Genomic DNA, 19687 nt, shown 5'->3' with positions numbered 1-19687 from the left:
CCACTCAGAATTTGTAACCGCGATGCAGCGCGACGACACCGGCCGTCAGGTTGAAATATTCAACGTTCTCAAATTCCGCGTCCTGCATCATGGCTTTTAATGTGTCCTGATCCGGGTGCATACGGATAGACTCCGCCAGATAGCGGTAGCTTTCAGCGTCGTTAGCCACCAGCTCACCAATACGCGGCAGCACGTGGAAGGAATAGGCGTCGTAGGCTTTGCTCAGCGGCTCAATGATCGGTTTAGAGAACTCGAGCACCAGCAGACGTCCACCCGGCTTCAGCACGCGGTACATAGAGCGCAGCGCTTTTTCTTTATCGGTCACGTTACGCAGACCGAAAGAGATCGTGATGCAGTCAAAGGTATTGTCCGGGAATGGCAGCGCTTCGGCGTTTGCCTGCACATACTCCACATTCCCCACCACGCCGATGTTACGCAGCTTTTCGCGTCCCATTTTCAGCATGGAGTCATTAATATCGGCGAGAACTACGCGACCGGTTTCGCCCACCAGACGGGAGAATTTGGCGGTTAAATCGCCCGTGCCGCCGGCTAAATCCAGCACCGTTTGTCCACGACGTACGCCGCTGCAGTCAATGGTGAAGCGCTTCCACAAGCGATGAATGCCGAACGACATCAGGTCATTCATCACATCGTACTTCGCCGCCACGGAATGAAATACGTGGGCCACCATGTCAGCTTTCTGCGCTTTGGCGACAGTCTGAAAGCCAAAGTGCGTTGTGTCTTGTGAATCGTCAGCCATCTCAGAGCCTGCTTATCAGTAAAATGTTCGTGAAGTGTAACAGATTGGGCGCGTTTGCCCTACGTTTCAACCACCGCGAAAGAAACGCGCTGGAGTCTCGTCTGGTGATAAATCCGCCGCTAACGTGTTGTCTTCACTGTTTGTCTTTTGTTCGTCCGCGCCTTCTCGCAGGCGAAATTCGTCGTCCTGGGCGGTGGCCTGTTCGACCAATTCCGGATTAATCTCGCGTTTAACCTCAACCCCCAGGCTGCGGAATGATTCAGCCTGTGCCAGCAGATTGCCGCGTCCGGAGGTGAGTTTTTTCATCGCCTGGCGGTAGTTATCCTGCGCACGATCCAGGCTCTGACCGACTGAAGACATGTCGTCCACGAAGAGGCGCATTTTGTCGTACAGCTTGCTGGCGCGATCGGCAATCTGCTGCGCGTTGCGGCTCTGGTGCTCATAGCGCCACAGGTTCGCAATGGTGCGTAACGCCACCAGCAGCGTGGTGGGGCTGACCAGCATAATGTTATTTTTGAGCGCTTCGGTGATAAGTTCAGGCTGTCTGTCGAGTGCCAGCAGGAACGCGGGTTCTACCGGGATGAACATCAGGACATAGTCCAGCGAGCGCAGACCCGGCAGCTGCTGGTAGTCTTTTCTGCCAAGCAGGCGAATATGATTACGCACGGAGGCAATGTGCTCCTGCAGCGCAGACTCGCGGGTGTAGTCATCGTCCGCATTAAAGTAGCGTTCATACGCCACCAGCGTCATTTTGGCGTCAATCACCACATCTTTACCCTGCGGCAGCCGCACGATGACATCCGGCTGCATACGCGAGCGGGCATCGTTTTCGATACTCACCTGCGTTTCGTACTCGTATCCTTCGCGCAGACCAGAGGCCTCAAGCACGCGGGTCAGCACCACTTCTCCCCAGTTGCCCTGGGTTTTGTTATCCCCTTTCAGCGCGCGGGTCAGGTTGACCGCTTCCTGCGCCATTTGCGCATTCAGCTGCTGAAGATTGCGAATCTCATGCGCCAGCGTGTGCCGCTCGCGGGCTTCCTGACCAAAGCTGTCCTGCACCTGACGGCGAAAACCGTCCAGCTGTTCGCGCAGCGGCGTCAGCAGGCTGTTCAGGCTCTGGCGGTTCTGTTCGTCAACGCGGCGGTTGCTGTGCTCAAAAATTCGGTTGGCGAGGTTCTCAAACTGTTCGCTGAGGCGCTGCTCGCTGTTGATCATCTGGCGGATTTTGTCTTCCGCATGCAGCTGGGTGGATTCAAGGCGAGTAGTGACTTCGCGGAGATCGGCCTCCAGCGAGGTGTTAATGTCTCGCAGGTTACGCAGCTCGTTGTTGAGCAGTTCGCACTCGTCGCGCCAGTGTTCGCTCAAAGCAAGCTGCTGTTTTGCCGCGCTTAAATCGGCGACCATCTCTTCTCGCTCGGCCAGCTGGTCGGCCTTCTGCTGCGCATGCTGGTAGCTGGAAATCAGCCAGCCAATCCCTAAGCCCACCAGCGCAATCACCGCGTAAATCAGGATCGAGATATCCACAATGCCCCCTGCATCAACGTATTACCCGCACAAAATAGAATTGTGCTGTATAAACGTCCAGTTTGAAAGGGTTTTCCTGCGAGGCGCTACGCAAAAAATAAAGGCCGAACGCGTCGGCCTTTGATTACAGAAGAGAGGATCAGATCAGGCGACGCGCTGCTTCCACCACGATTTTCACTGCATGACTTTCGGTCTGCTTCATGGTTTCGGCGTTCGGGATCTCCTGCTGGGTACGGTTGACGATCACGCCCGCCACCATACCGGCACGCAGACCCTGGCTTGCGCACATGGTCAGCAGCGTTGCGGATTCCATTTCGTAGTTCATCACGCCCATGGACTGCCACTCTTCCATTGAGCCTTTGAAACGGCTAACCACGCGGCCTGAGAAGGTGTCGTAACGCTCCTGGCCCGGGTAGAAGGTGTCGGAAGAGGCGGTGACGCCCACATGGGTGGTTGCGCCCACGGATTTCGCGGCTTCAACCAGCGCGGTGGTGCATTCGAAATCAGCCACTGCCGGGAATTCCATCGGTGCAAAGTGCAGGCTTGCGCCGTCCAGACGAACGGACGCGGTCGTGACCAGCACGTCTCCGACGTTGATGTGCGGCTGGATAGCGCCGGTGGTACCGATACGCAGGAAAGTACGGATGCCCAGCTGTGCCAGCTCTTCAACAGCAATAGACGTAGACGGACCACCGATACCGGTAGAGCACACGATCACCGCTTTGCCATCCAGCTCTGCGCGCCAGGTGGTGAACTCACGATGGGCAGCCAGCTTGACCGGCTTATCCATCAGCGCGGCGATCTTTTCCACACGCTCAGGATCGCCAGGGACGATAGCGAGAGTAGCCCCTTGTAAATCGTTTTTGGTGAGGCCGAGATGAAAAACATCAGACTTAGACATAGGTGACTCCTCTGTGGGTCGGTTAGTCAGAAGAAGTAAAACGGTACTTTACAGAAGCAGTAAGCATATTTTCGTGACACACCTCACCATGAATGAAAATGATTACATTGAATTTCCATAAAAAAGTGATTTACATCACATTAACAAGTTATAACGCCAGGTGCTGCACAAAAGATAGACCGTTTAAGGCACTGTGAGTTGTTAACCTGGTGTCTATATTTACCTTTGCGCTAACTCATTGGTACGGAGAATGCCATGACTGAAAAAACCGGTTTTGCACCTGCTGCGGCCCCACATGCTTCAACCATCGTGTCGACGCCAGAAGCGGCAATTACCGCGGGCGAGACCTCCATTCCCTCGCAGGGGGAGAATATGCCTGCTTATCACGCACGGCCAAAATCGGCAGACGGTCCGCTGCCCATCGTGATTGTGATTCAGGAGATATTTGGTGTTCACGAACACATTCGCGACCTCTGCCGCCGACTGGCGCTGGAAGGGTATCTGGCCGTTGCGCCAGAGCTCTACTTCCGTCAGGGCGATCCGAACGACTACAGCGATATTCCAACATTGCTCAGCAACCTGGTGAGCAAAGTCCCGGACGCGCAGGTGCTGGCCGATCTCGACCACGTCGCCAGCTGGGCGGCGCGCAACGGCGGCGATCCGCATCGTCTGCTGGTCACGGGTTTCTGCTGGGGTGGACGCATTAGCTGGCTGTATGCCGCGCATAACCCGCAGCTCAAAGCCGCTGTCGCCTGGTACGGCAAACTGGTGGGTGAAAAAACGCTGAATTCGCCGAAACATCCCGTCGATATAGCCACGGAGCTAAACGCCCCCGTGTTAGGACTTTACGGCGGTCAGGACACCGGTATTTCGCTGGATTCGGTTGAGACCATGCGCCATGCGCTCCGTGCGGCCAATGCGAAGGCGGAGATTGTGGTGTATCCGGATGCCGGGCACGCGTTTAACGCCGATTATCGTCCGAGCTATCACGCAGAATCAGCCAAAGATGGCTGGCAGAGAATGCTGGCGTGGTTTAGCCAGTACGGCGGTAAGAAAGCGTAATAAAAAAAGCCCGGTGGCGGCTATGCCTTACCGGGCCTACGCATCATCAAGCCTGACGCAGGTTCTGCGCCGCCTTCACCATGTTCGCCAGCGCCGCGCGCGTCTCCGGCCAGCCGCGGGTTTTCAGTCCGCAGTCCGGGTTCACCCACAGGCGCTCTGCCGGAATGCGCTGGGCCGCTTTTTTCAGCAGGGCTTCAATCCACTCCACGCTCGGCACGTTCGGGGAGTGAATGTCGTACACGCCCGGCCCGATTTCATTCGGGTAGTCGAACTCTTCAAACGACTCCAGCAGCTCCATGTCTGAACGCGAGGTCTCGATGGTGATCACGTCGGCATCGAGCGCGGCAATCGAATCCATGATGTCGTTGAATTCGCAGTAACACATGTGGGTGTGGATCTGGGTGTCGTCCTTCGCCACCGCGGCGTTGATGCGGAACGCCTCCACGCCCCACTGCAGGTAGGCATCCCAGTCGCTGCGGCGCAGCGGCAAGCCTTCGCGCAGCGCCGGTTCGTCAATCTGAATAATGCCAATGCCTGCCGCTTCCAGATCCGCCACCTCATCACGCAGCGCCAGGGCGATCTGTTTGGCGATGGTTTCACGAGTCACGTCTTCACGCGGGAACGACCAGCAGAGAATGGTCACCGGACCGGTGAGCATCCCTTTTACGGGCTTGTCGGTCAGGGACTGGGCATACTTCGCCCACTCCACGGTGATCGCTTCCGGGCGGCTGACGTCACCGATAACCACCGGCGGCTTCACGCAGCGGGAGCCGTAGCTCTGCACCCAGCCGTTCTGGGTAAAGACAAAGCCGTCCAGGTGCTCGCCAAAGTATTCCACCATGTCATTACGTTCGGCCTCGCCGTGCACCAGCACGTCCAGCCCCAGGCGTTCCTGCTCGATAATCGCCTGCTTGATGTGTTCGGCGATGCCGGTGCGATAGTGATTCGCATCCAAGTTGCCCTTCTTGAAGTCCAGACGCAGGCCGCGGATCTCCGTAGTCTGCGGGAAAGAGCCAATTGTGGTGGTCGGCCACGCAGGCAGATTAAAGCGGGCGCGCTGCGCTTCGGCGCGCACCTCGTAAGGGCTCTGCCGCTGGCTGTCCTGAGCGGTGATGGCCGCCAGGCGTTTTTCCACCGCCGGGTTGTGCACGCGCGCCGAGTGACGACGCGCCTGGATCGGGGCGCTCCATTCGGTAATCGCCGCCGTGTCGCCGCTGTTCAGCGCGTCGCGCAGCAGCGTCAGCTCTTCACATTTTTGCAGGGCGAAGGCAAACCAGCTTTTCACCTCGGCATCCAGACGGGTCTCCACGTTCAGATCGATCGGGCTGTGCAGCAGCGAACAGGACGAGGCCACCCACAGCTCACGTTTGCCGACGATGTCTTTGATTTGTGCGTATTTCTCGGTGAGATCGGCGCGCCAGACGTTACGGCCGTTGATCAGCCCGGCAGAGAGCAGCCAGTCCGCTGGCAAACGCTTGTGCAGCTCCGCCACATCATCTTTACCGTGTACGAGGTCAACGTGCAGGCCCTGGACCGGCAGCGCGGTAATGGTCTTCAGGTTCGGCGTCACGCCTTCAAAATAGGTCGTCAGCAGGAATTTTACCTGACCGGTGAGTGCGTCATACGCCGGTTTGAAGGCATCGAGCCATGCCTGCGGCAGTTCGAGTACCAGCGCAGGTTCGTCGATTTGCACCCACTGAATGCCGCGTTTGCCTAGCTCACTCAGCACCTGTTTGTAGACCGGCAGAATATCTTTCAGCAGGCTGAGTCGGTCAAACGGCTCGCCCTTTACTTTGCCCAGCCACAGGTACGTTACCGGCCCGAGCAGCACCGGCTTCACCTGGTGGCCCAGCGCCAGCGCTTCATCCACTTCGTCCAGAAGCTGCGTCCAGGCCAGCCTGAACTGCTGACCTTTGACGAACTCCGGCACCATATAGTGATAGTTGGTGTTAAACCACTTGGTCATTTCCGCCGCTGCCGCTGGCTCACCCGTCGGCGCGCGGCCACGGCCGATGCGGAACAGGGTATCGATATCTACCGATCCATCTTTGTTCTGATGACGAGCCGGCACGTTGCCAAGCAGCAGGCTGGTCGTCAGAACATGGTCGTACCAGGCGAAATCGCCCACCGGCAGCAGGTCAATGCCCGCCTGTTTTTGCTGATCCCAGTGGCGGGCGCGCAGCTCGCGTCCTGCCGCCAGCAGTTCTTCACGGGTGGCATTACCCGCCCAGTAGCTTTCTTGCGCTTTTTTCAGCTCGCGACGCAGGCCGACGCGAGGGAAACCGAGAGTGTGATTGCGGATTGTCATGGTGTGCCCCTTGTGAAATTCGTTATTTAGACGTCCAGATGTTTACACTTCTATAATTGGCAGGTACTGTATATTCCTCAAGCGCAATATGTTCATGGCGAAGTGAAGGACTTTCATGATCGAGATTAAACACCTGAAAACGCTACAAGCGTTGCGGAACTGCGGTTCGCTCGCGGCGGCTGCGGCCACGCTGCACCAGACCCAGTCCGCCCTTTCTCACCAGTTCAGCGATCTGGAACAACGCCTCGGCTTCCGTCTTTTTGTGCGTAAGAGCCAGCCGCTACGCTTTACGCCGCAGGGTGAAATTCTTCTTCAGCTGGCGAATCAGGTACTGCCGCAAATCGCGAGCGCGCTGCAGGCGTGTAACGAACCGCAGCAGACCAAACTGCGCATCGCCATTGAGTGCCACAGCTGTATTCAGTGGCTGACCCCCGCGCTTGAAAACTTCCGCCAGAAGTGGCCGCAGGTGGAGATGGACTTCAAATCCGGTGTGACCTTTGACCCGCAGCCGTCGCTGCAGCAGGGCGAGCTGGATCTGGTCATGACCTCTGACATCCTGCCGCGCAGCGGCCTGCACTATTCGCCGATGTTTGATTATGAAGTGCGCCTGGTGCTGGCGCCGGACCACCCGCTGGCCGCCAAAACGCGCGTCACGCCGGAAGACCTGGCGACAGAAACGCTGCTGATTTATCCGGTGCAGCGCAGCCGCCTGGATATCTGGCGCCACTTCCTGCAGCCGGCAGGCATTAGCCCGCAGCTGAAAAGCGTGGATAACACCCTACTGCTGATTCAGATGGTGGCGGCCAGAATGGGTATCGCGGCGCTGCCGCACTGGGTGGTGGAGAGTTTTGAACGCCAGGGTCTGGTGCAGACCAAAACCCTGGGTGAAGGACTGTGGAGCCGGCTGTACGCTGCCGTGCGCGATGGCGAGCAGCGTCAGCCGATTACGGAGGCGTTTATTCGCTCAGCGCGGAACCACGCGTGCGACCATCTTCCGTTTGTGCGGAGCGCGGAGCGACCCATCGGCGATGGACCCACAGCGAAGCCAGGATCACCGCTCCCCCAATAAGGAAGCTCGGCCAGTGCGGCTGTTGCTGCCAGATGGCGAGGTTGACCAGCAGCCCTGCCGGAACATGCACGTTGTTCATGATCCCCAGCGTACCGGCGTCTACCTGCGTAGCGCCGTAGTTCCACATGAAGTACCCCAGCCCTGACGCCACTACGCCCAGCCAGACCAGAACGCCCCACTGCACGGCGGTGGTCGGCAGCTTTTGCGGATTACCGAGCATAAACCACGCCGCCACCGCGACAATCGCGGCGCCCATATAGAACCAGGCAAACGCGTTATGCTGCGGCATCGGGCGGGTTTCCATCAGGCGTTTGTAGCCCACCATGCCGATGGCGAAGCTGATGTTGGCAAGCTGGACGAACATCAGCCCGGTCCAGAAGTGATCGCTGACTTTGTCATAGCGAATAATCGCCGCGCCGATCACCGCCAGCGCGGCGCTCAGCAGGTATCCCCAGCGCAGACGGCGTCTGCTGAGCAGGTCATAAATCAGCGTGATATAGAGCGGCGTCAGCACGGTAAAGAGCAGGAATTCAGAGACGGACAGGTAGACGTAGGCCCGGAAGCTGAACAAATACATGATGCCGAGCTGCATCGCTCCCACCAGCATATACAGCACAATCGTTTTCAGCGATTGCCCGCGCGCGCGCAGAAACGGCAGGAACACCAGCGCCGCCAGCCCCACGCGCATCAGCACCGAGAAGTAGCTGTCGACCGAACCGGCAAGGTATTCGCCAATCAGGCTAAAGGAGAAGGCCCACAGGATAGTGGTGATAATGAGTAGCGCCACAATGCTTGTCTCTCAGAAAGAAGGAGAGGCATTGTAGCGAACTCTTTAGTTGACAACTGAGCAATAAACAACCGAATGAAGATTATTCAAGGAACAGTTTGCGCAGATACTTCGGTACCGCGTTGTCAGCGTTAGAACCAATCACTTCCAGCTCAGGGTGCAGATCCTTCAGACGCTGGTGCGCGTTCTGCATGATGCAACCCTTGCCCGCCATCGAAAGCATCTCGGCGTCGTTCATGCCGTCACCGAAGGCGATACAGTCTTTCAGCCCGAAGCCCAGACGTTTCGCAACCGCTTCCAGCGCGTGACCTTTAGAGACGCCGCCCGCCATCACTTCCAGACAGGTCAGGGTTGAGAAGCTTACGTTGACGCGATCGCCCCAGCGGGCGTTGATCGCCTGTTCCAGCGGGAGCAGCTCTTCGTGGCTGTCGCAGGTGAAGAACACCTTGCTGATCCCTTCCGGCTCCAGCAGGCCCGGTTCGTAGAGGGAGTAGTTGAATACCGCTTCCTTGAAGAAACGCATTTCATCCGGGCGGTGGCGGTTCATGAACCAGTCGTCGTCGCGGTAAACGTTAGTGACGATAGCCGGGTTGTTATGCACCACGCCGAACAGATCGGCGGCGATATCGCGATCCAGGTTGTGGGTAAAGATCAGGTTGCCGTCGGTATCATGCACGCGCGCACCGTTGGAGGTGATCATGTACGATTTGATCTCAAGATTATCGCGGATCTGCCCCACGTCCACGTGGTGGCGGCCGGTGGCGAACACAAAGTTCACGCCACGGGCAGTCAGGAGTTTTAAGGTCTCTTTCGCGTAAGGCGACAGGGTGTGGTCGGGGGAAAGCAGCGTGCCATCTAAATCAGATGCAACAACCTGGTACATAGGGATTTCAACCTCTGGTGGAAAACAAGAATCAATTATGCCTGTTGAAAAATTCAACAATGGCGTTAAGCGCGACTGAGCGCATAGCGTCCTTTTCAAAAAGGATCTCATGGAACGCGCCGTTAATGACCAGCGGTTTACCCCCTTCACAAGGGTGACCGGCTGCAGCGCGCAGTTCACAATAGCGGTCATGCATGCGGTTATCCACCACACGCTCTTCTTCCGCCTGGATCAGAAGCGTCGGCGTGTCATCATCGCCTACGCCCGCCAGCACCTGCTCACCGGCCAGAATCCCCTCCCGCACCCAGTGCCAGGTCGGGCCGCCGACGCGCAAGCGCGGTTCATCGGCATAAAAGCGCAGGTTGCGGCGATAACGCTGCCGGCTGTGGGTTAAGACGTTGATGGCGAACGGCAGCGCGCGCCATCGTCCTGTGCCAATGGCGTAACCTTCACGAATGCGCTGATGGCCCTCAGCCCAGTCAAGAAGATGGCGCACCATCCAGTCAGGAAAACGGATCACGATACCGTACATCGGCGCGGTGAGCGCAATGGCGTCGCACTGGTGCGCGTAACGCTGCAAAAACAGCGTCGAAATGGCGCCGCCCATGGAGTGCGCAAGAATATACCGCTTGCGCCAGGGGCCGGGCTGAACGTCCTGCTGCCAGAACGCGGCAAAATCGTCGACGTAATCGCTGAAGCGATCGACGTGCCCACGGTGCGTGTCCGGCAGCATACGTCCGGACAGCCCCTGTCCACGATGGTCGATGATCAGGACATCGAACCCCATATGGACCAGGTCATAGGCCAGCTCGGCGTATTTAACGTAACTTTCAATACGCCCAGGGCAGACCACAATCACCCGGTCATTTTTTTCATTTCGGAAACGAACGAAACGCACCGGGACGCCCCCGATGCCCGTAAACTCATCTTCCTCACGCTGCCGCCAGAAATCGGTCAGCGGCCCCATAGAGAAAGCAGCAAAAGCGTTTTCTCGTGTTTCCCAGTCCTTTTTCTGCTGAAACATTGGGTTTCCACTCACGTAATCCAGGGAATATCGTTTTTTTCGTCACCGGTCACAAAATGACTCAATAATAGCGTATTGTGGCATAAAAATAGACGGTTCGGGAGTTTCAAATGACCTTCGAATGGTGGTTCGCCTACCTGCTGACATCCATTATCCTCAGCCTTTCTCCGGGTTCGGGTGCTATTAACACCATGACCACCTCCATCAACCACGGCTACCGCGGTGCGGCAGCGTCGATTGCCGGTTTGCAGACCGGGCTGGGCATTCATATTGTGCTGGTCGGGATCGGTCTGGGGACCCTGTTCTCCCGCTCCGTGCTGGCCTTTGAGGTGCTGAAATGGGCCGGGGCAGCGTATCTGATTTGGCTCGGCATCCAGCAGTGGCGCGCGGCAGGCTCCATCAACCTGAATACGCTGGCTCAGACGCAAAACCGCGGCCATCTGTTTAAGCGTGCGGTGTTCGTCAACCTGACCAACCCGAAGAGCATCGTTTTCCTCGCCGCGCTGTTCCCGCAGTTTATCGTTCCGCATCAGCCGCAGGTGATGCAGTACGTGGTGCTCGGCGCGACCACCATTATCGTCGATATCATCGTGATGATTGGCTACGCGACGCTGGCGCAGCGAATTGCGGCATGGATTAAAGGGCCTAAGCAGATGAAGGCCCTGAATAAAGTCTTTGGTTCGCTGTTTATGCTGGTTGGCGCGCTGCTTGCGTCAGCGCGTCATGCTTAGCGAGAAATGATGAGATGAATGCCGAAGCCGGCGAACAGCGCGCCGGCGAAGCCGTCAATCCACTTCGCGATACGCTGATAGCCGCGACGCATCGCCGGTAAGGCAAACAGGCTGGCCACGATGGTAAACCAGGCAAAGGTTTCAACGACGATCAGCAGGAAGATGCCCCAGCGTGCGCCCGCGCCGACGCTATCGCCGACAAACAGCGAGAACACCGAGCCGAAATAGATAATCGCTTTTGGGTTCGCCAGATTGGTCAGCAGCCCTTTTACAAAGCTGCGGCCGCCCGTAGCCAGCTCCACCTTCGGCTCTTGCGGTTTTTTCTCTTCTTTCTTCAGCGCCCCGCGCAGCATCTGGTAGCCCATCCAGCACAGGTACAGCCCGCCGCCGACCATAATGATGTTATGCAGCCAGGCCATCTTCGCCAGGATAAGGTTCAGACCGAGCAGCGCAACGGCCGCCCAGACCATAACGCCCATGGTGATACCGAGCACGCCCATCATCGCCTCTTTGCGGGAGCGGCTGACGGCCGTTTGTGATACGAAGAAAAAATCCGGGCCGGGGCTCATCAGCGCAACGATGTGCACCAACGCCACGGTGAGAAATAGCATTAACATAATTAGCTCGCGGGGAAATAATTTAGTGAGTCATCATCCTGGCACTTTTTCGCCCGGCTGACTACTCCTCATCATCACCGTCGGCGTGAGAGCGGATGAGCGCCATAAACTCTTTACCGAAGCGCTCCAGCTTGCGCGTTCCCACGCCGTTGACGCTGAGCATTTCGCTGGCGCTGAGCGGCATCTGCTCGGCCATCTCGATCAGCGTCGCGTCGTTGAACACCACGTAAGGCGGGATGTTTTCTTCGTCGGCGATGGCCTTACGCAGCTTGCGCAGTTTGGCGAACAGCTTGCGGTCGTAGTTGCCGCCGTAGGATTTCTGCATCACGCGTGGCTTCAGGGCGATGACGCGCGGCACGGCGAGCTTGAGTTCAACGTCACCGCGCAGGACCGGACGCGCCGCCTCAGTCAGCTGCAGGGCGGAGTGCTGGGCAATGTTCTGCGTGGCGAAGCCGAGGTGGATCAGCTGGCGAATGATACTCACCCAGTGTTCGTGGCTCTGCTCCTTGCCAATACCGTAGACCGGCAGCTTGTCGTGGCCCATTTCGCGGATACGCTGGTTATTGGCGCCGCGCAGCACCTCAACCACGTAGCCCATCCCGAAGCGTTGATTCACACGGTAAATGGTCGAGAGCGCTTTACGCGCGTCCATCAGGCCATCGTACTGTTTCGGCGGATCGAGGCAGATATCGCAGTTGCCGCACGGCTCCTGGCGGCCTTCACCAAAGTAGTTGAGCAGTACCAGACGGCGGCAGGTTTGCGCTTCGGCAAACGCGCCCATCGCGTTGAGCTTGTGGCGCTCGATATCCTGCAGCTGTCCCTGCGGCTTCTCTTCCAGACAGCGGCGCAGCCACGCCATATCGGCCGGATCGTAAAACAGCATCGCTTCCGCAGGCAGACCGTCACGCCCGGCGCGGCCGGTTTCCTGATAGTAGGATTCGATATTGCGCGGGATGTCGAAGTGCACCACAAAGCGCACGTTGGGCTTGTTGATCCCCATCCCAAACGCCACCGTTGCGACCACGATCTGCAGGTCGTCACGCTGGAATTTCTCCTGCACGTCGGCGCGGATGTGGTTCTCTAATCCGGCGTGATAGGCGGCGGCGCTAAAGCCGCGGTTTTGCAGACGCGCGGCGGTGTCTTCCACCTTCGCACGGCTGTTACAGTAGATGATGCCGGACTTGCCGCGCTGCTCCTGGACGTAGCGCAGGAGCTGATCCAGCGGCTTGAATTTTTCCATCAGCATATAGCGGATGTTAGGGCGGTCGAAGCTGCTGACCTGAATATAGGGGTCGTTCAGCCCGAGCAGACGAACGATGTCCAGACGGGTGGTGTCATCCGCCGTGGCGGTAAGCGCCATAAACGGCAGCTCGGGGAAGCGCTGACGCAGCTGGCCGAGAGCGGCGTATTCCGGGCGGAAATCGTGCCCCCACTGGGAAATACAGTGCGCTTCATCCACCGCCAGCAGGACCGGGTTCCAGTGCGCCAGGTGATCGAGGAAGTTATCCAGCATCAGGCGTTCCGGCGCGATATACAGCAGGCGGATCTGCCCGGTACGACAACCGGCCATCACCTCTTGCTGCTGCTCCCGGGTTTGGGTCGAGTTGAGACAGGCCGCCGCCACGCCGTTGGCGAGCAGCTGGTCAACCTGGTCTTTCATCAGAGAAATAAGGGGGGATACCACGACCGTCAGGCCGTTAAGCACCAGCGCGGGCACCTGATAACAGAGGGACTTGCCGCCACCGGTCGGCATCACCACCAGGCAATCACGACCTTCCAGCACCGTTTCAATGATGGTTTCCTGGCCGGGGCGGAACTGCTGGTAGCCAAAGGTTTCATGCAAAACCTGTTTAGCCAGCGACTCCTGATTCAATACTTCCGCCTGCGCCACGTTAACCCCATATGCCAGAAATGAAACAGGCGCTATTTTCAGCGCCTGAGAGAGAAACTTCAACGTTTAACGCAAAAACATTCGAACAGCCTAGAGAATATCGTTCAGCATCACGCCCACGCCGACGCGGGTCTGGTTGAAGTTGTAATCGATAAGCGACTCGCCGTAACCGCTGTACACCTGCGTATAGATACGGACATGCTTCGTCATTGGATAGCTTAAGCCCACTTCCGCACCGCCGTAGCCGGTGTTCCAGTTGTACTGGCCTTTGGCGCTGAGCACGGCATCACCCAACTGATAGCCGACTTTGAGCTGGTAGTAGCCCATATATTTGGTGATATCCGGGTTGTCATCGGTTTCGCCCACCACATACCACGGCTTCACTTCCACCATCCAGTTACCGTTCTGCGCCATCAGACGCGTATAGGCACGGTTCCAACTGCGCGAGGTAGGATCAGAGCGACCGTTGGAATCGTGGTTAAAGCCCACTTCGACGTCACGCAGCGTCCAGCCCGCAAACTCATAATCCGTTGCAAAACCGAGGAACAGCTGCGGCTCATAGTTGGTTTCACGGAACGGCGAGGACTCTCCGCTGTTAGAGAGCTGCCACCAGGATTTCTGCGTGTAAGACGCCCCGAGCACCGAGTTCGGCCCCAGAATACCGCGCCAGAACGGGAACGCCAGGCTGAGCTGGAACTTCACCTCATCTTTACGCGCATTATCAGACCAGTTATAGGAGCTTATCGCCTCTTTGTTAAGATCGCTGGTCTGGGTGTAAATCACGTAGTTGGTGTCATACGGATAGAGCGTGAACGGATTGTCATGCTCCTGAAGAAGGTTCGCGATAATGCTACCGTGAACGGCAGGTTTATCATGCACCTCTTTGATCGTCGCTTCCTGCGCATATGCTGTGAGGGGCAGCGCAACCGCCGCCAGTAACCAGGCCAGATACGTCCGCATCGGTGGTGTTCTCCTGCAAAAGAGTAAAATTAGCTGAATAGTTATGTGGCGAACATTCTACAGACTTCTGCGACAACTGCTGCATCCTCGTTTCTGAAAGTGGAATTCCTTGTTGCTGAGGCATAAAATCAACATTTCGTTAACAATAAGGATGTGATGCCTCATGTCAGCCATGCTTACCGCCGAAGAAGTGTTAAAACTCGTGGGCGAGATTTTTGTTTACCATATGCCGTTTAACCGCGCGCTGGGACTGGAGCTGGAGCGTTACGAGAAAGATTTTGCCCAGCTGAGCTTCAACAACCAGCCGATGATGGTGGGTAACTGGGCGCAAAGTATTTTGCACGGCGGCGTGATTGCCTCCGCGCTGGACGTGGCGGCAGGTCTGGTCTGCGTGGGCAGCACGCTGACCCGCCATGACACCATCAACGAAGACGAACTCCGCCAGCGTCTGGCGCGCATGGGCACCATTGATTTGCGCGTCGACTATCTTCGCCCGGGGCGCGGAAATCGCTTTACCTGTACCAGCAGCCTACTGCGCGCGGGAAATAAAGTTGCCGTGGCACGCGTTGAATTACACAACGAAGAGCAGGTATATATCGCCAGCGCAACCGCCACTTATATGGTGGGTTGAGGCGGCAAAATCGGGTAAAATTAATTCACTTTTTTGTAACGGATTTTCCCGATGGATGCTAAACAGACGCGGCAGGGCGTTTTACTCGCCCTTGCCGCTTATTTTATTTGGGGTATCGCCCCGGCGTATTTCAAGCTTATCGCCTACGTTCCGGCCGATGAGATCCTGACTCACCGCGTGATCTGGTCATTCTTCTTTATGATTGCGCTGATGAGCCTCAGCCGTCAGTGGTCGGGCGTCAAAACGCTGCTGCAAACCCCGAAAAAGATTTTCCTGCTGGCGCTCTCAGCCGTGCTGATTGGCGGCAACTGGCTGCTGTTTATCTGGGCGGTGAATAACCATCACATGCTCGAAGCGAGCCTGGGGTACTTCATTAACCCGCTGGTGAATATCGTGCTGGGGATGATTTTCCTCGGTGAGCGCTTCCGCCGGATGCAGTGGGTGGCGGTGATTCTGGCCTTCTGCGGCGTACTGGTGCAGCTCTGGACCTTCGGCTCGCTGCCGATTATTGCCCTCGGCCTGGCGTTCAGCTTTGCGTTCTACGGCCTGGTGCGTAAGAAGATTGCGGTGGAAGCGCAGACGGGGATGCTGTTTGAAACCCTGTGGCTGCTGCCCGTGGCGGCGATTTATCTCTTCGGCATCGCCGACAGCGCCACCAGCCATATGGGCAGCAACCCGTGGTCGCTGAACCTGATGCTGATGGCGGCGGGCGTGGTGACCACCATTCCACTGCTGTGCTTCACCGGTGCCGCGACGCGCCTGCGTCTCTCCACGCTGGGCTTCTTCCAGTACATTGGCCCGACGCTGATGTTCCTGCTGGCGGTGGTGTTTTACGGCGAGGTGCCGGGGGCGGATAAGATGGTGACGTTCGCCTTTATCTGGGTGGCGCTGGCGATTTTCGTTGCCGATGCGATTTATACCCAGCGCAGGGTGCGCAAAGGGCTGTGATGTTGCCCTCACCCTAACCCTCTCCCACAGGGAGAGGGAATTCGATCGTAGGGCGGGTAAGCGCAGCGCCACCCGCCAGATTTTTACAGCCAGTTCCTGCGTTTGAAATAGAGATACGGCGCCAGCCCCGCGAGGATCATGAAGATAATCGCCCCCGGGTAACCAAAGCTCCATTTCAGTTCCGGCATAAACTCAAAGTTCATCCCGTAGCTTGATGCCACCAGCGTCGGCGGCAGGAACACCACGGACACCACCGAGAAGATCTTGATGATGCGGTTCTGCTCGATGTTGATAAAGCCCATCGCCGCCTGCATCAGGAAGTTCACCTTCTGGAACAGAGATTCGTTGTGCGGCAGCAGGGATTCGATATCTCGTAAAATCTCCCGCGCCTGCTCCAGCTGACCGCCCGGCAGACGCGCCTTGCGCACCAGGAAGTTCAGCGCGCGCTGGGTATCCATCAGACACAAGCGCACCTTCCAGCCGATATCTTCCAGCTCTGCCAGCGTGGAGAGCGCTTCGTCGTACTCATCGCCCTGATGGCCTTCCATGATCACGCGGCTCAGCTTTTCCAGATCGCTGTAGATGTTTTCAATTTCGTCCGCCAGCTGTTCAATTTTGGTCTCGAACAGATCGAGCAGCAGCTCGTAAGCGTTACCGTCCACCATTGCCTGGCTGCGGGCGCGCATGCGGTAGAGGCGGAATGCCGGCAGCTCGCGCTCGCGCAGGGTAAACAGACGGCCGTCGCGAATGGTAAACGCCACGGTGGAGTTACCCGCGTGGTCTTCCGCATCTTCAAAGAAGAAGAAGGAGTGAATATGCAGACCGTCTTCGTCTTCAAAAAAACGCGCGGATGCTTCGATGTCTTCCAGTTCCGGGCGGGTTGCCAGGCTTTGCCCCAGTTCAGATTGTACGCGAAAGCGTTCATCGTCGTCCGGCTCGACCAGATCCACCCATACGGCATCAATGAGGGGCTGTGACTCTTCGGCTTCAAGCCGAGTCAGTCGGTTATTTTCGAGTTGAAATGCGCTCAACATGACCGGGACTCCCAATGCAAAAAATATCGGACAGTTCGGTGGGCACACAGAAACAAATTGGGTTTCAGACCATTAAACAGCCTGACTCAGCGCGACGGGAATAATGCAGGTCGCTGACAACCACTAAGGCCATCAGCAAGAGGAGATAGCCTTAGGAGTTGTTCCTGGATGACAGGGAATTGAGCCAGTATCTACTGGGTGTGTCCAAGGCGAATGTCCTCTTAGCGTAATCGTGCGCGCATGTTACGCCAGCTATAACTATGGCGTCAACACGCAACGGAACGCTGAAGGGCATTAATTGACCTTCGCTGTATAAGGCTAGCAGATTATTACAAAATAATGATATTTTTCTGAATGTTAGACTGTTTCCAGCTTCGCATAGGCCGCCACCAGCCATTTGATCCCCTGCCCCTGGAACGCCACCTGCAGGCGGCTGTGCTCGCCGCTGCCTTCCAGATTCACAATGGTGCCTTCGCCAAACTTCGAATGGCGCACGCGCTGGCCCAGCTTGTAGCCGGTGTCGGTTTCCGCAATCGGCGAGCCCATGCGCTGATGGCTGACCGGACGGCTGATGCTCGCCCGCAGACGCACCTCTTCCACGCACTCCTCCGGCAGTTCGCCGATAAAGCGCGATGGACGGTGATAAACCTCTTTGCCGTACAGGCGGCGGGTTTCGGCGTAGGTTAGCGTCAGCTTTTGCATCGCGCGCGTCACGCCCACGTAGGCCAGACGACGCTCCTCTTCCAGACGTCCGCCTTCATCCAGCGACATCTGGCTCGGGAACATCCCCTCTTCCATCCCGACAATAAACACCTGCGGGAACTCCAGGCCTTTGGCGGAGTGCAGGGTCATCAGCTGAACCGCATCCTGCCAGGTGTCCGCCTGCCCTTCACCCGCTTCCAGCGCGGCGTGGGAGAGGAACGCCTGCAGCGGCATCAGGTCTTCGTCTTCTTCGTTGTAGCTGAACTGGCGCGTTGCCGTGACCAGTTCCTCTAAGTTCTCAATACGGGTCTGGCCCTTCTCGCCTTTCTCCTGCTCGTACATGGTTCGCAGGCCGGAGTCTTTAATCACCCGGTCGGTCTGCACGTGCAGCGGCATATCGGCCGTTTCCTGCGCCAGGGCGTCAATCAGCTCTAGGAAGCGCTGTAATGCGCTGGCGGCACGTCCGGCGAGCGCTTTTTCCTGCAGCAGCTCGCGGCACGCCTGCCACAGCGTCAGCTGGCGATCGCGCGAGGCCTGACGCACGACGTCCAGCGTGCGGTCGCCAATCCCGCGGGTCGGCGTATTGACCACGCGTTCAAACGCCGCGTCGTCGTTGCGGTTCGCAATGAGGCGCAGATACGACAGCGCATCTTTGATTTCCTGACGTTCGAAGAATCGCATGCCGCCATAAATGCGGTACGGCATGCTCACCTGCAGCAGCGCCTCTTCCAGCACGCGCGACTGGGCGTTGCTGCGGTAGAGAATGGCGCACTGCTCCAGCGCGCCGCCGTTGTCCTGCCAGGTTTTGATGCGGTTCACCACGAAGCGGGCTTCGTCGAGCTCGTTGAAGGCGCAGTAAATCGAAATCGGTTCGCCGTCGACGCCGTCGGTCCACAGCTTTTTACCCAGACGCCCGTTGTTGTTTTCAATCAGGGCGTTGGCCGCGCTCAGGATGTTGCTGGTTGAACGGTAGTTCTGCTCCAGACGGATGGTTTCCGCGCCGGGGAAATCGTTGAGGAAGCGCTGAATGTTTTCCACCTGCGCCCCGCGCCAGCCGTAGATCGACTGGTCATCATCGCCCACGATCATCACCTTGCCGGTATCACCGGCCAGCAGGCGGATCCACGCGTACTGGATGTTGTTGGTATCCTGAAACTCGTCCACCAGGATATTGGTGAAGCGTTCACGGTAGTGCTGCAGGATGTGCGGTTTGTTCAGCCACAGCTCGTGAGCGCGCAGCAGCAGCTCGGCAAAATCCACCAGGCCAGCGCGATCGCACGCTTCCTGGTAGGCCTTGTAAACGTTCTGCCAGGTCTGCTCGACCGGGTTGCCGAAGCTCTGAATGTGGTGCGGGCGCAGCCCTTCGTCCTTCTGGCCGTTGATGTACCACATCGCCTGACGCGGCGGCCACTGCTTCTCGTCGAGGTTCATCGCCTTGATCAGGCGCTTCAGCAAGCGGAGCTGGTCTTCGCTGTCGAGGATCTGGAAATCCTGCGGCAGGTTGGCGTCCATATGGTGCGCGCGCAGCAAGCGGTGCGCCAGGCCGTGGAAGGTGCCAACCCACATGCCGCCCTGGCTGGTGCCCATCAGTTGGGCGATACGGTGGCGCATCTCTGCTGCCGCCTTGTTGGTGAACGTCACCGCCATGATGGAGTACGGGGAGCAGTTCTCCACGCTCTGCAGCCAGGCGATACGGTGAACCAGCACGCGCGTCTTACCACTGCCCGCCCCAGCCAGCACCAGCATGTTGGTGCGTGAGGCGGCAACCGCATCACGCTGTTTGTCATTAAGGCTGTCGAGCAGGTAAGAAACGTCCATTGGCACCGTCACATAGTATTCAGGAACACAGCGAAGC

At 57.7% G+C, this 19687-nt stretch carries 18 protein-coding genes; 5 read left to right on the top strand and 13 right to left on the bottom strand.

Annotated features, from left to right (window positions below; all coding sequences use genetic code 11):
• Positions 1–4: 4 nt before the first annotated feature.
• The 3 genes from ubiE to udp all read right to left on the bottom strand — a co-directional run bounded on the left by ubiE (position 5) and on the right by udp (position 3185).
• Positions 5–760: a bifunctional demethylmenaquinone methyltransferase/2-methoxy-6-polyprenyl-1,4-benzoquinol methylase UbiE gene (ubiE, locus tag QMN93_RS20400; protein ID WP_023309612.1), complete on the bottom strand. Its 756-nt coding sequence runs from the start codon at positions 758–760 to the stop codon at positions 5–7.
• A gap of 66 nt (positions 761–826) precedes the next feature.
• Entirely contained in the window at positions 827–2284 is a 1458-nt protein-coding gene (gene rmuC / locus QMN93_RS20395) for a DNA recombination protein RmuC (protein ID WP_182382899.1), read from the bottom strand.
• A gap of 139 nt (positions 2285–2423) precedes the next feature.
• The gene (udp, locus tag QMN93_RS20390; protein WP_003860792.1) at positions 2424–3185 is read right to left on the bottom strand and encodes a uridine phosphorylase; all 762 of its coding nucleotides are present in this window, start codon (positions 3183–3185) and stop codon (positions 2424–2426) included.
• A gap of 255 nt (positions 3186–3440) precedes the next feature.
• On the opposite strand from udp, the gene QMN93_RS20385 reads away from it, so the two are divergent.
• Positions 3441–4247, top strand: a complete 807-nt coding sequence (locus QMN93_RS20385; RefSeq protein WP_023333795.1) for a dienelactone hydrolase family protein — start codon at positions 3441–3443, stop codon at positions 4245–4247.
• Positions 4248–4293: 46 nt separating this feature from the next.
• On the opposite strand, the gene metE is transcribed toward QMN93_RS20385, so the two are convergent.
• Positions 4294–6555: a 5-methyltetrahydropteroyltriglutamate--homocysteine S-methyltransferase gene (gene metE / locus QMN93_RS20380; RefSeq protein ID WP_182382898.1), complete on the bottom strand. Its 2262-nt coding sequence runs from the start codon at positions 6553–6555 to the stop codon at positions 4294–4296.
• Between the two features lie 115 nt (positions 6556–6670).
• Between metE and metR the strand changes: the two genes are divergently transcribed.
• Positions 6671–7624: an HTH-type transcriptional regulator MetR gene (gene metR, locus QMN93_RS20375; protein ID WP_033146893.1), complete on the top strand. Its 954-nt coding sequence runs from the start codon at positions 6671–6673 to the stop codon at positions 7622–7624.
• Here the strand turns inward: metR and QMN93_RS20370 are convergent.
• From QMN93_RS20370 to pldB, 3 genes are all read right to left on the bottom strand, one after another.
• Positions 7512–8411 (bottom strand): carboxylate/amino acid/amine transporter, encoded by a 900-nt coding sequence (locus QMN93_RS20370; RefSeq protein ID WP_033146894.1) that lies wholly within the window; start codon positions 8409–8411, stop codon positions 7512–7514. The two genes, metR and QMN93_RS20370, sit on opposite strands and share 113 nt — an antisense overlap.
• Positions 8412–8493: 82 nt before the next feature.
• Positions 8494–9294 carry a sugar/pyridoxal phosphate phosphatase YigL gene (gene yigL / locus QMN93_RS20365; RefSeq protein WP_029741831.1) on the bottom strand — a complete coding sequence of 267 codons (801 nt, stop codon included), beginning with the start codon at positions 9292–9294 and terminating at the stop codon, positions 8494–8496.
• Positions 9295–9325: 31 nt separating this feature from the next.
• Positions 9326–10318: a lysophospholipase L2 gene (gene pldB, locus QMN93_RS20360; protein ID WP_033146896.1), complete on the bottom strand. Its 993-nt coding sequence runs from the start codon at positions 10316–10318 to the stop codon at positions 9326–9328.
• Between the two features lie 110 nt (positions 10319–10428).
• On the opposite strand from pldB, the gene rhtB reads away from it, so the two are divergent.
• Complete coding sequence (gene rhtB, locus QMN93_RS20355) at positions 10429–11049, top strand: homoserine/homoserine lactone efflux protein (protein WP_008501533.1); 621 nt, start codon at positions 10429–10431, stop codon at positions 11047–11049.
• On the opposite strand, the gene rhtC is transcribed toward rhtB, so the two are convergent.
• The 3 genes from rhtC to pldA all read right to left on the bottom strand — a co-directional run bounded on the left by rhtC (position 11046) and on the right by pldA (position 14517).
• Positions 11046–11666, bottom strand: a complete 621-nt coding sequence (rhtC, locus tag QMN93_RS20350; RefSeq protein WP_025757538.1) for a threonine export protein RhtC — start codon at positions 11664–11666, stop codon at positions 11046–11048. The genes rhtB and rhtC overlap by 4 nt on opposite strands.
• Before the next feature lie 61 nt (positions 11667–11727).
• Positions 11728–13557, bottom strand: coding sequence for an ATP-dependent DNA helicase RecQ (gene recQ, locus QMN93_RS20345; protein WP_064673084.1), 1830 nt, complete (start codon positions 13555–13557; stop codon positions 11728–11730).
• Positions 13558–13647: 90 nt separating this feature from the next.
• Positions 13648–14517 (bottom strand): phospholipase A, encoded by an 870-nt coding sequence (gene pldA, locus QMN93_RS20340; protein WP_023333803.1) that lies wholly within the window; start codon positions 14515–14517, stop codon positions 13648–13650.
• A gap of 163 nt (positions 14518–14680) precedes the next feature.
• Between pldA and yigI the strand changes: the two genes are divergently transcribed.
• Positions 14681–15148, top strand: coding sequence for an acyl-CoA thioesterase YigI (gene yigI / locus QMN93_RS20335; protein WP_008501538.1), 468 nt, complete (start codon positions 14681–14683; stop codon positions 15146–15148).
• 51 nt (positions 15149–15199) lie between these two features.
• Complete coding sequence (gene rarD / locus QMN93_RS20330) at positions 15200–16096, top strand: EamA family transporter RarD (RefSeq protein WP_023309622.1); 897 nt, start codon at positions 15200–15202, stop codon at positions 16094–16096.
• An 83-nt stretch (positions 16097–16179) separates the two neighbouring features.
• Here rarD and corA read toward each other — a convergent pair whose 3' ends face one another.
• From corA to uvrD, 3 genes are all read right to left on the bottom strand, one after another.
• Positions 16180–17130 (bottom strand): magnesium/cobalt transporter CorA, encoded by a 951-nt coding sequence (gene corA, locus QMN93_RS20325; RefSeq protein WP_193140186.1) that lies wholly within the window; start codon positions 17128–17130, stop codon positions 16180–16182.
• A 151-nt stretch (positions 17131–17281) separates the two neighbouring features.
• Positions 17282–17338, bottom strand: a complete 57-nt coding sequence (gene ysgD, locus QMN93_RS20320) for a YsgD/CorL family protein (protein WP_212743980.1) — start codon at positions 17336–17338, stop codon at positions 17282–17284.
• A gap of 149 nt (positions 17339–17487) precedes the next feature.
• On the bottom strand, positions 17488–19650 hold the full coding sequence (gene uvrD / locus QMN93_RS20315; RefSeq protein ID WP_033146899.1) for a DNA helicase II: 2163 nt from the start codon (positions 19648–19650) through the stop codon (positions 17488–17490).
• Positions 19651–19687 lie beyond the last annotated feature (37 nt).

Source organism: Enterobacter sp. R-1.6.2 (assembly GCF_035064085.1).
GTDB classification, from domain to species: domain Bacteria; phylum Pseudomonadota; class Gammaproteobacteria; order Enterobacterales; family Enterobacteriaceae; genus Enterobacter; species Enterobacter asburiae_B.
Note: the sequence above shows the minus strand (reverse complement) of the source record. Positions and strands in the feature narration are given on the sequence as shown.

Coding starts and splice junctions, on each gene's coding strand:
- ubiE (WP_023309612.1), bottom strand. CDS start 760: ATGGCTGACGATTCACAAGACACAACGCACTTTGGCTTTCAGACTGTC.
- udp (WP_003860792.1), bottom strand. CDS start 3,185: ATGTCTAAGTCTGATGTTTTTCATCTCGGCCTCACCAAAAACGATTTA.
- QMN93_RS20385 (WP_023333795.1), top strand. CDS start 3,441: ATGACTGAAAAAACCGGTTTTGCACCTGCTGCGGCCCCACATGCTTCA.
- metE (WP_182382898.1), bottom strand. CDS start 6,555: ATGACAATCCGCAATCACACTCTCGGTTTCCCTCGCGTCGGCCTGCGT.
- metR (WP_033146893.1), top strand. CDS start 6,671: ATGATCGAGATTAAACACCTGAAAACGCTACAAGCGTTGCGGAACTGC.
- yigL (WP_029741831.1), bottom strand. CDS start 9,294: ATGTACCAGGTTGTTGCATCTGATTTAGATGGCACGCTGCTTTCCCCC.
- pldB (WP_033146896.1), bottom strand. CDS start 10,318: ATGTTTCAGCAGAAAAAGGACTGGGAAACACGAGAAAACGCTTTTGCT.
- rhtB (WP_008501533.1), top strand. CDS start 10,429: ATGACCTTCGAATGGTGGTTCGCCTACCTGCTGACATCCATTATCCTC.
- rhtC (WP_025757538.1), bottom strand. CDS start 11,666: ATGTTAATGCTATTTCTCACCGTGGCGTTGGTGCACATCGTTGCGCTG.
- pldA (WP_023333803.1), bottom strand. CDS start 14,517: ATGCGGACGTATCTGGCCTGGTTACTGGCGGCGGTTGCGCTGCCCCTC.
- yigI (WP_008501538.1), top strand. CDS start 14,681: ATGTCAGCCATGCTTACCGCCGAAGAAGTGTTAAAACTCGTGGGCGAG.
- rarD (WP_023309622.1), top strand. CDS start 15,200: ATGGATGCTAAACAGACGCGGCAGGGCGTTTTACTCGCCCTTGCCGCT.
- corA (WP_193140186.1), bottom strand. CDS start 17,130: ATGTTGAGCGCATTTCAACTCGAAAATAACCGACTGACTCGGCTTGAA.
- uvrD (WP_033146899.1), bottom strand. CDS start 19,650: ATGGACGTTTCTTACCTGCTCGACAGCCTTAATGACAAACAGCGTGAT.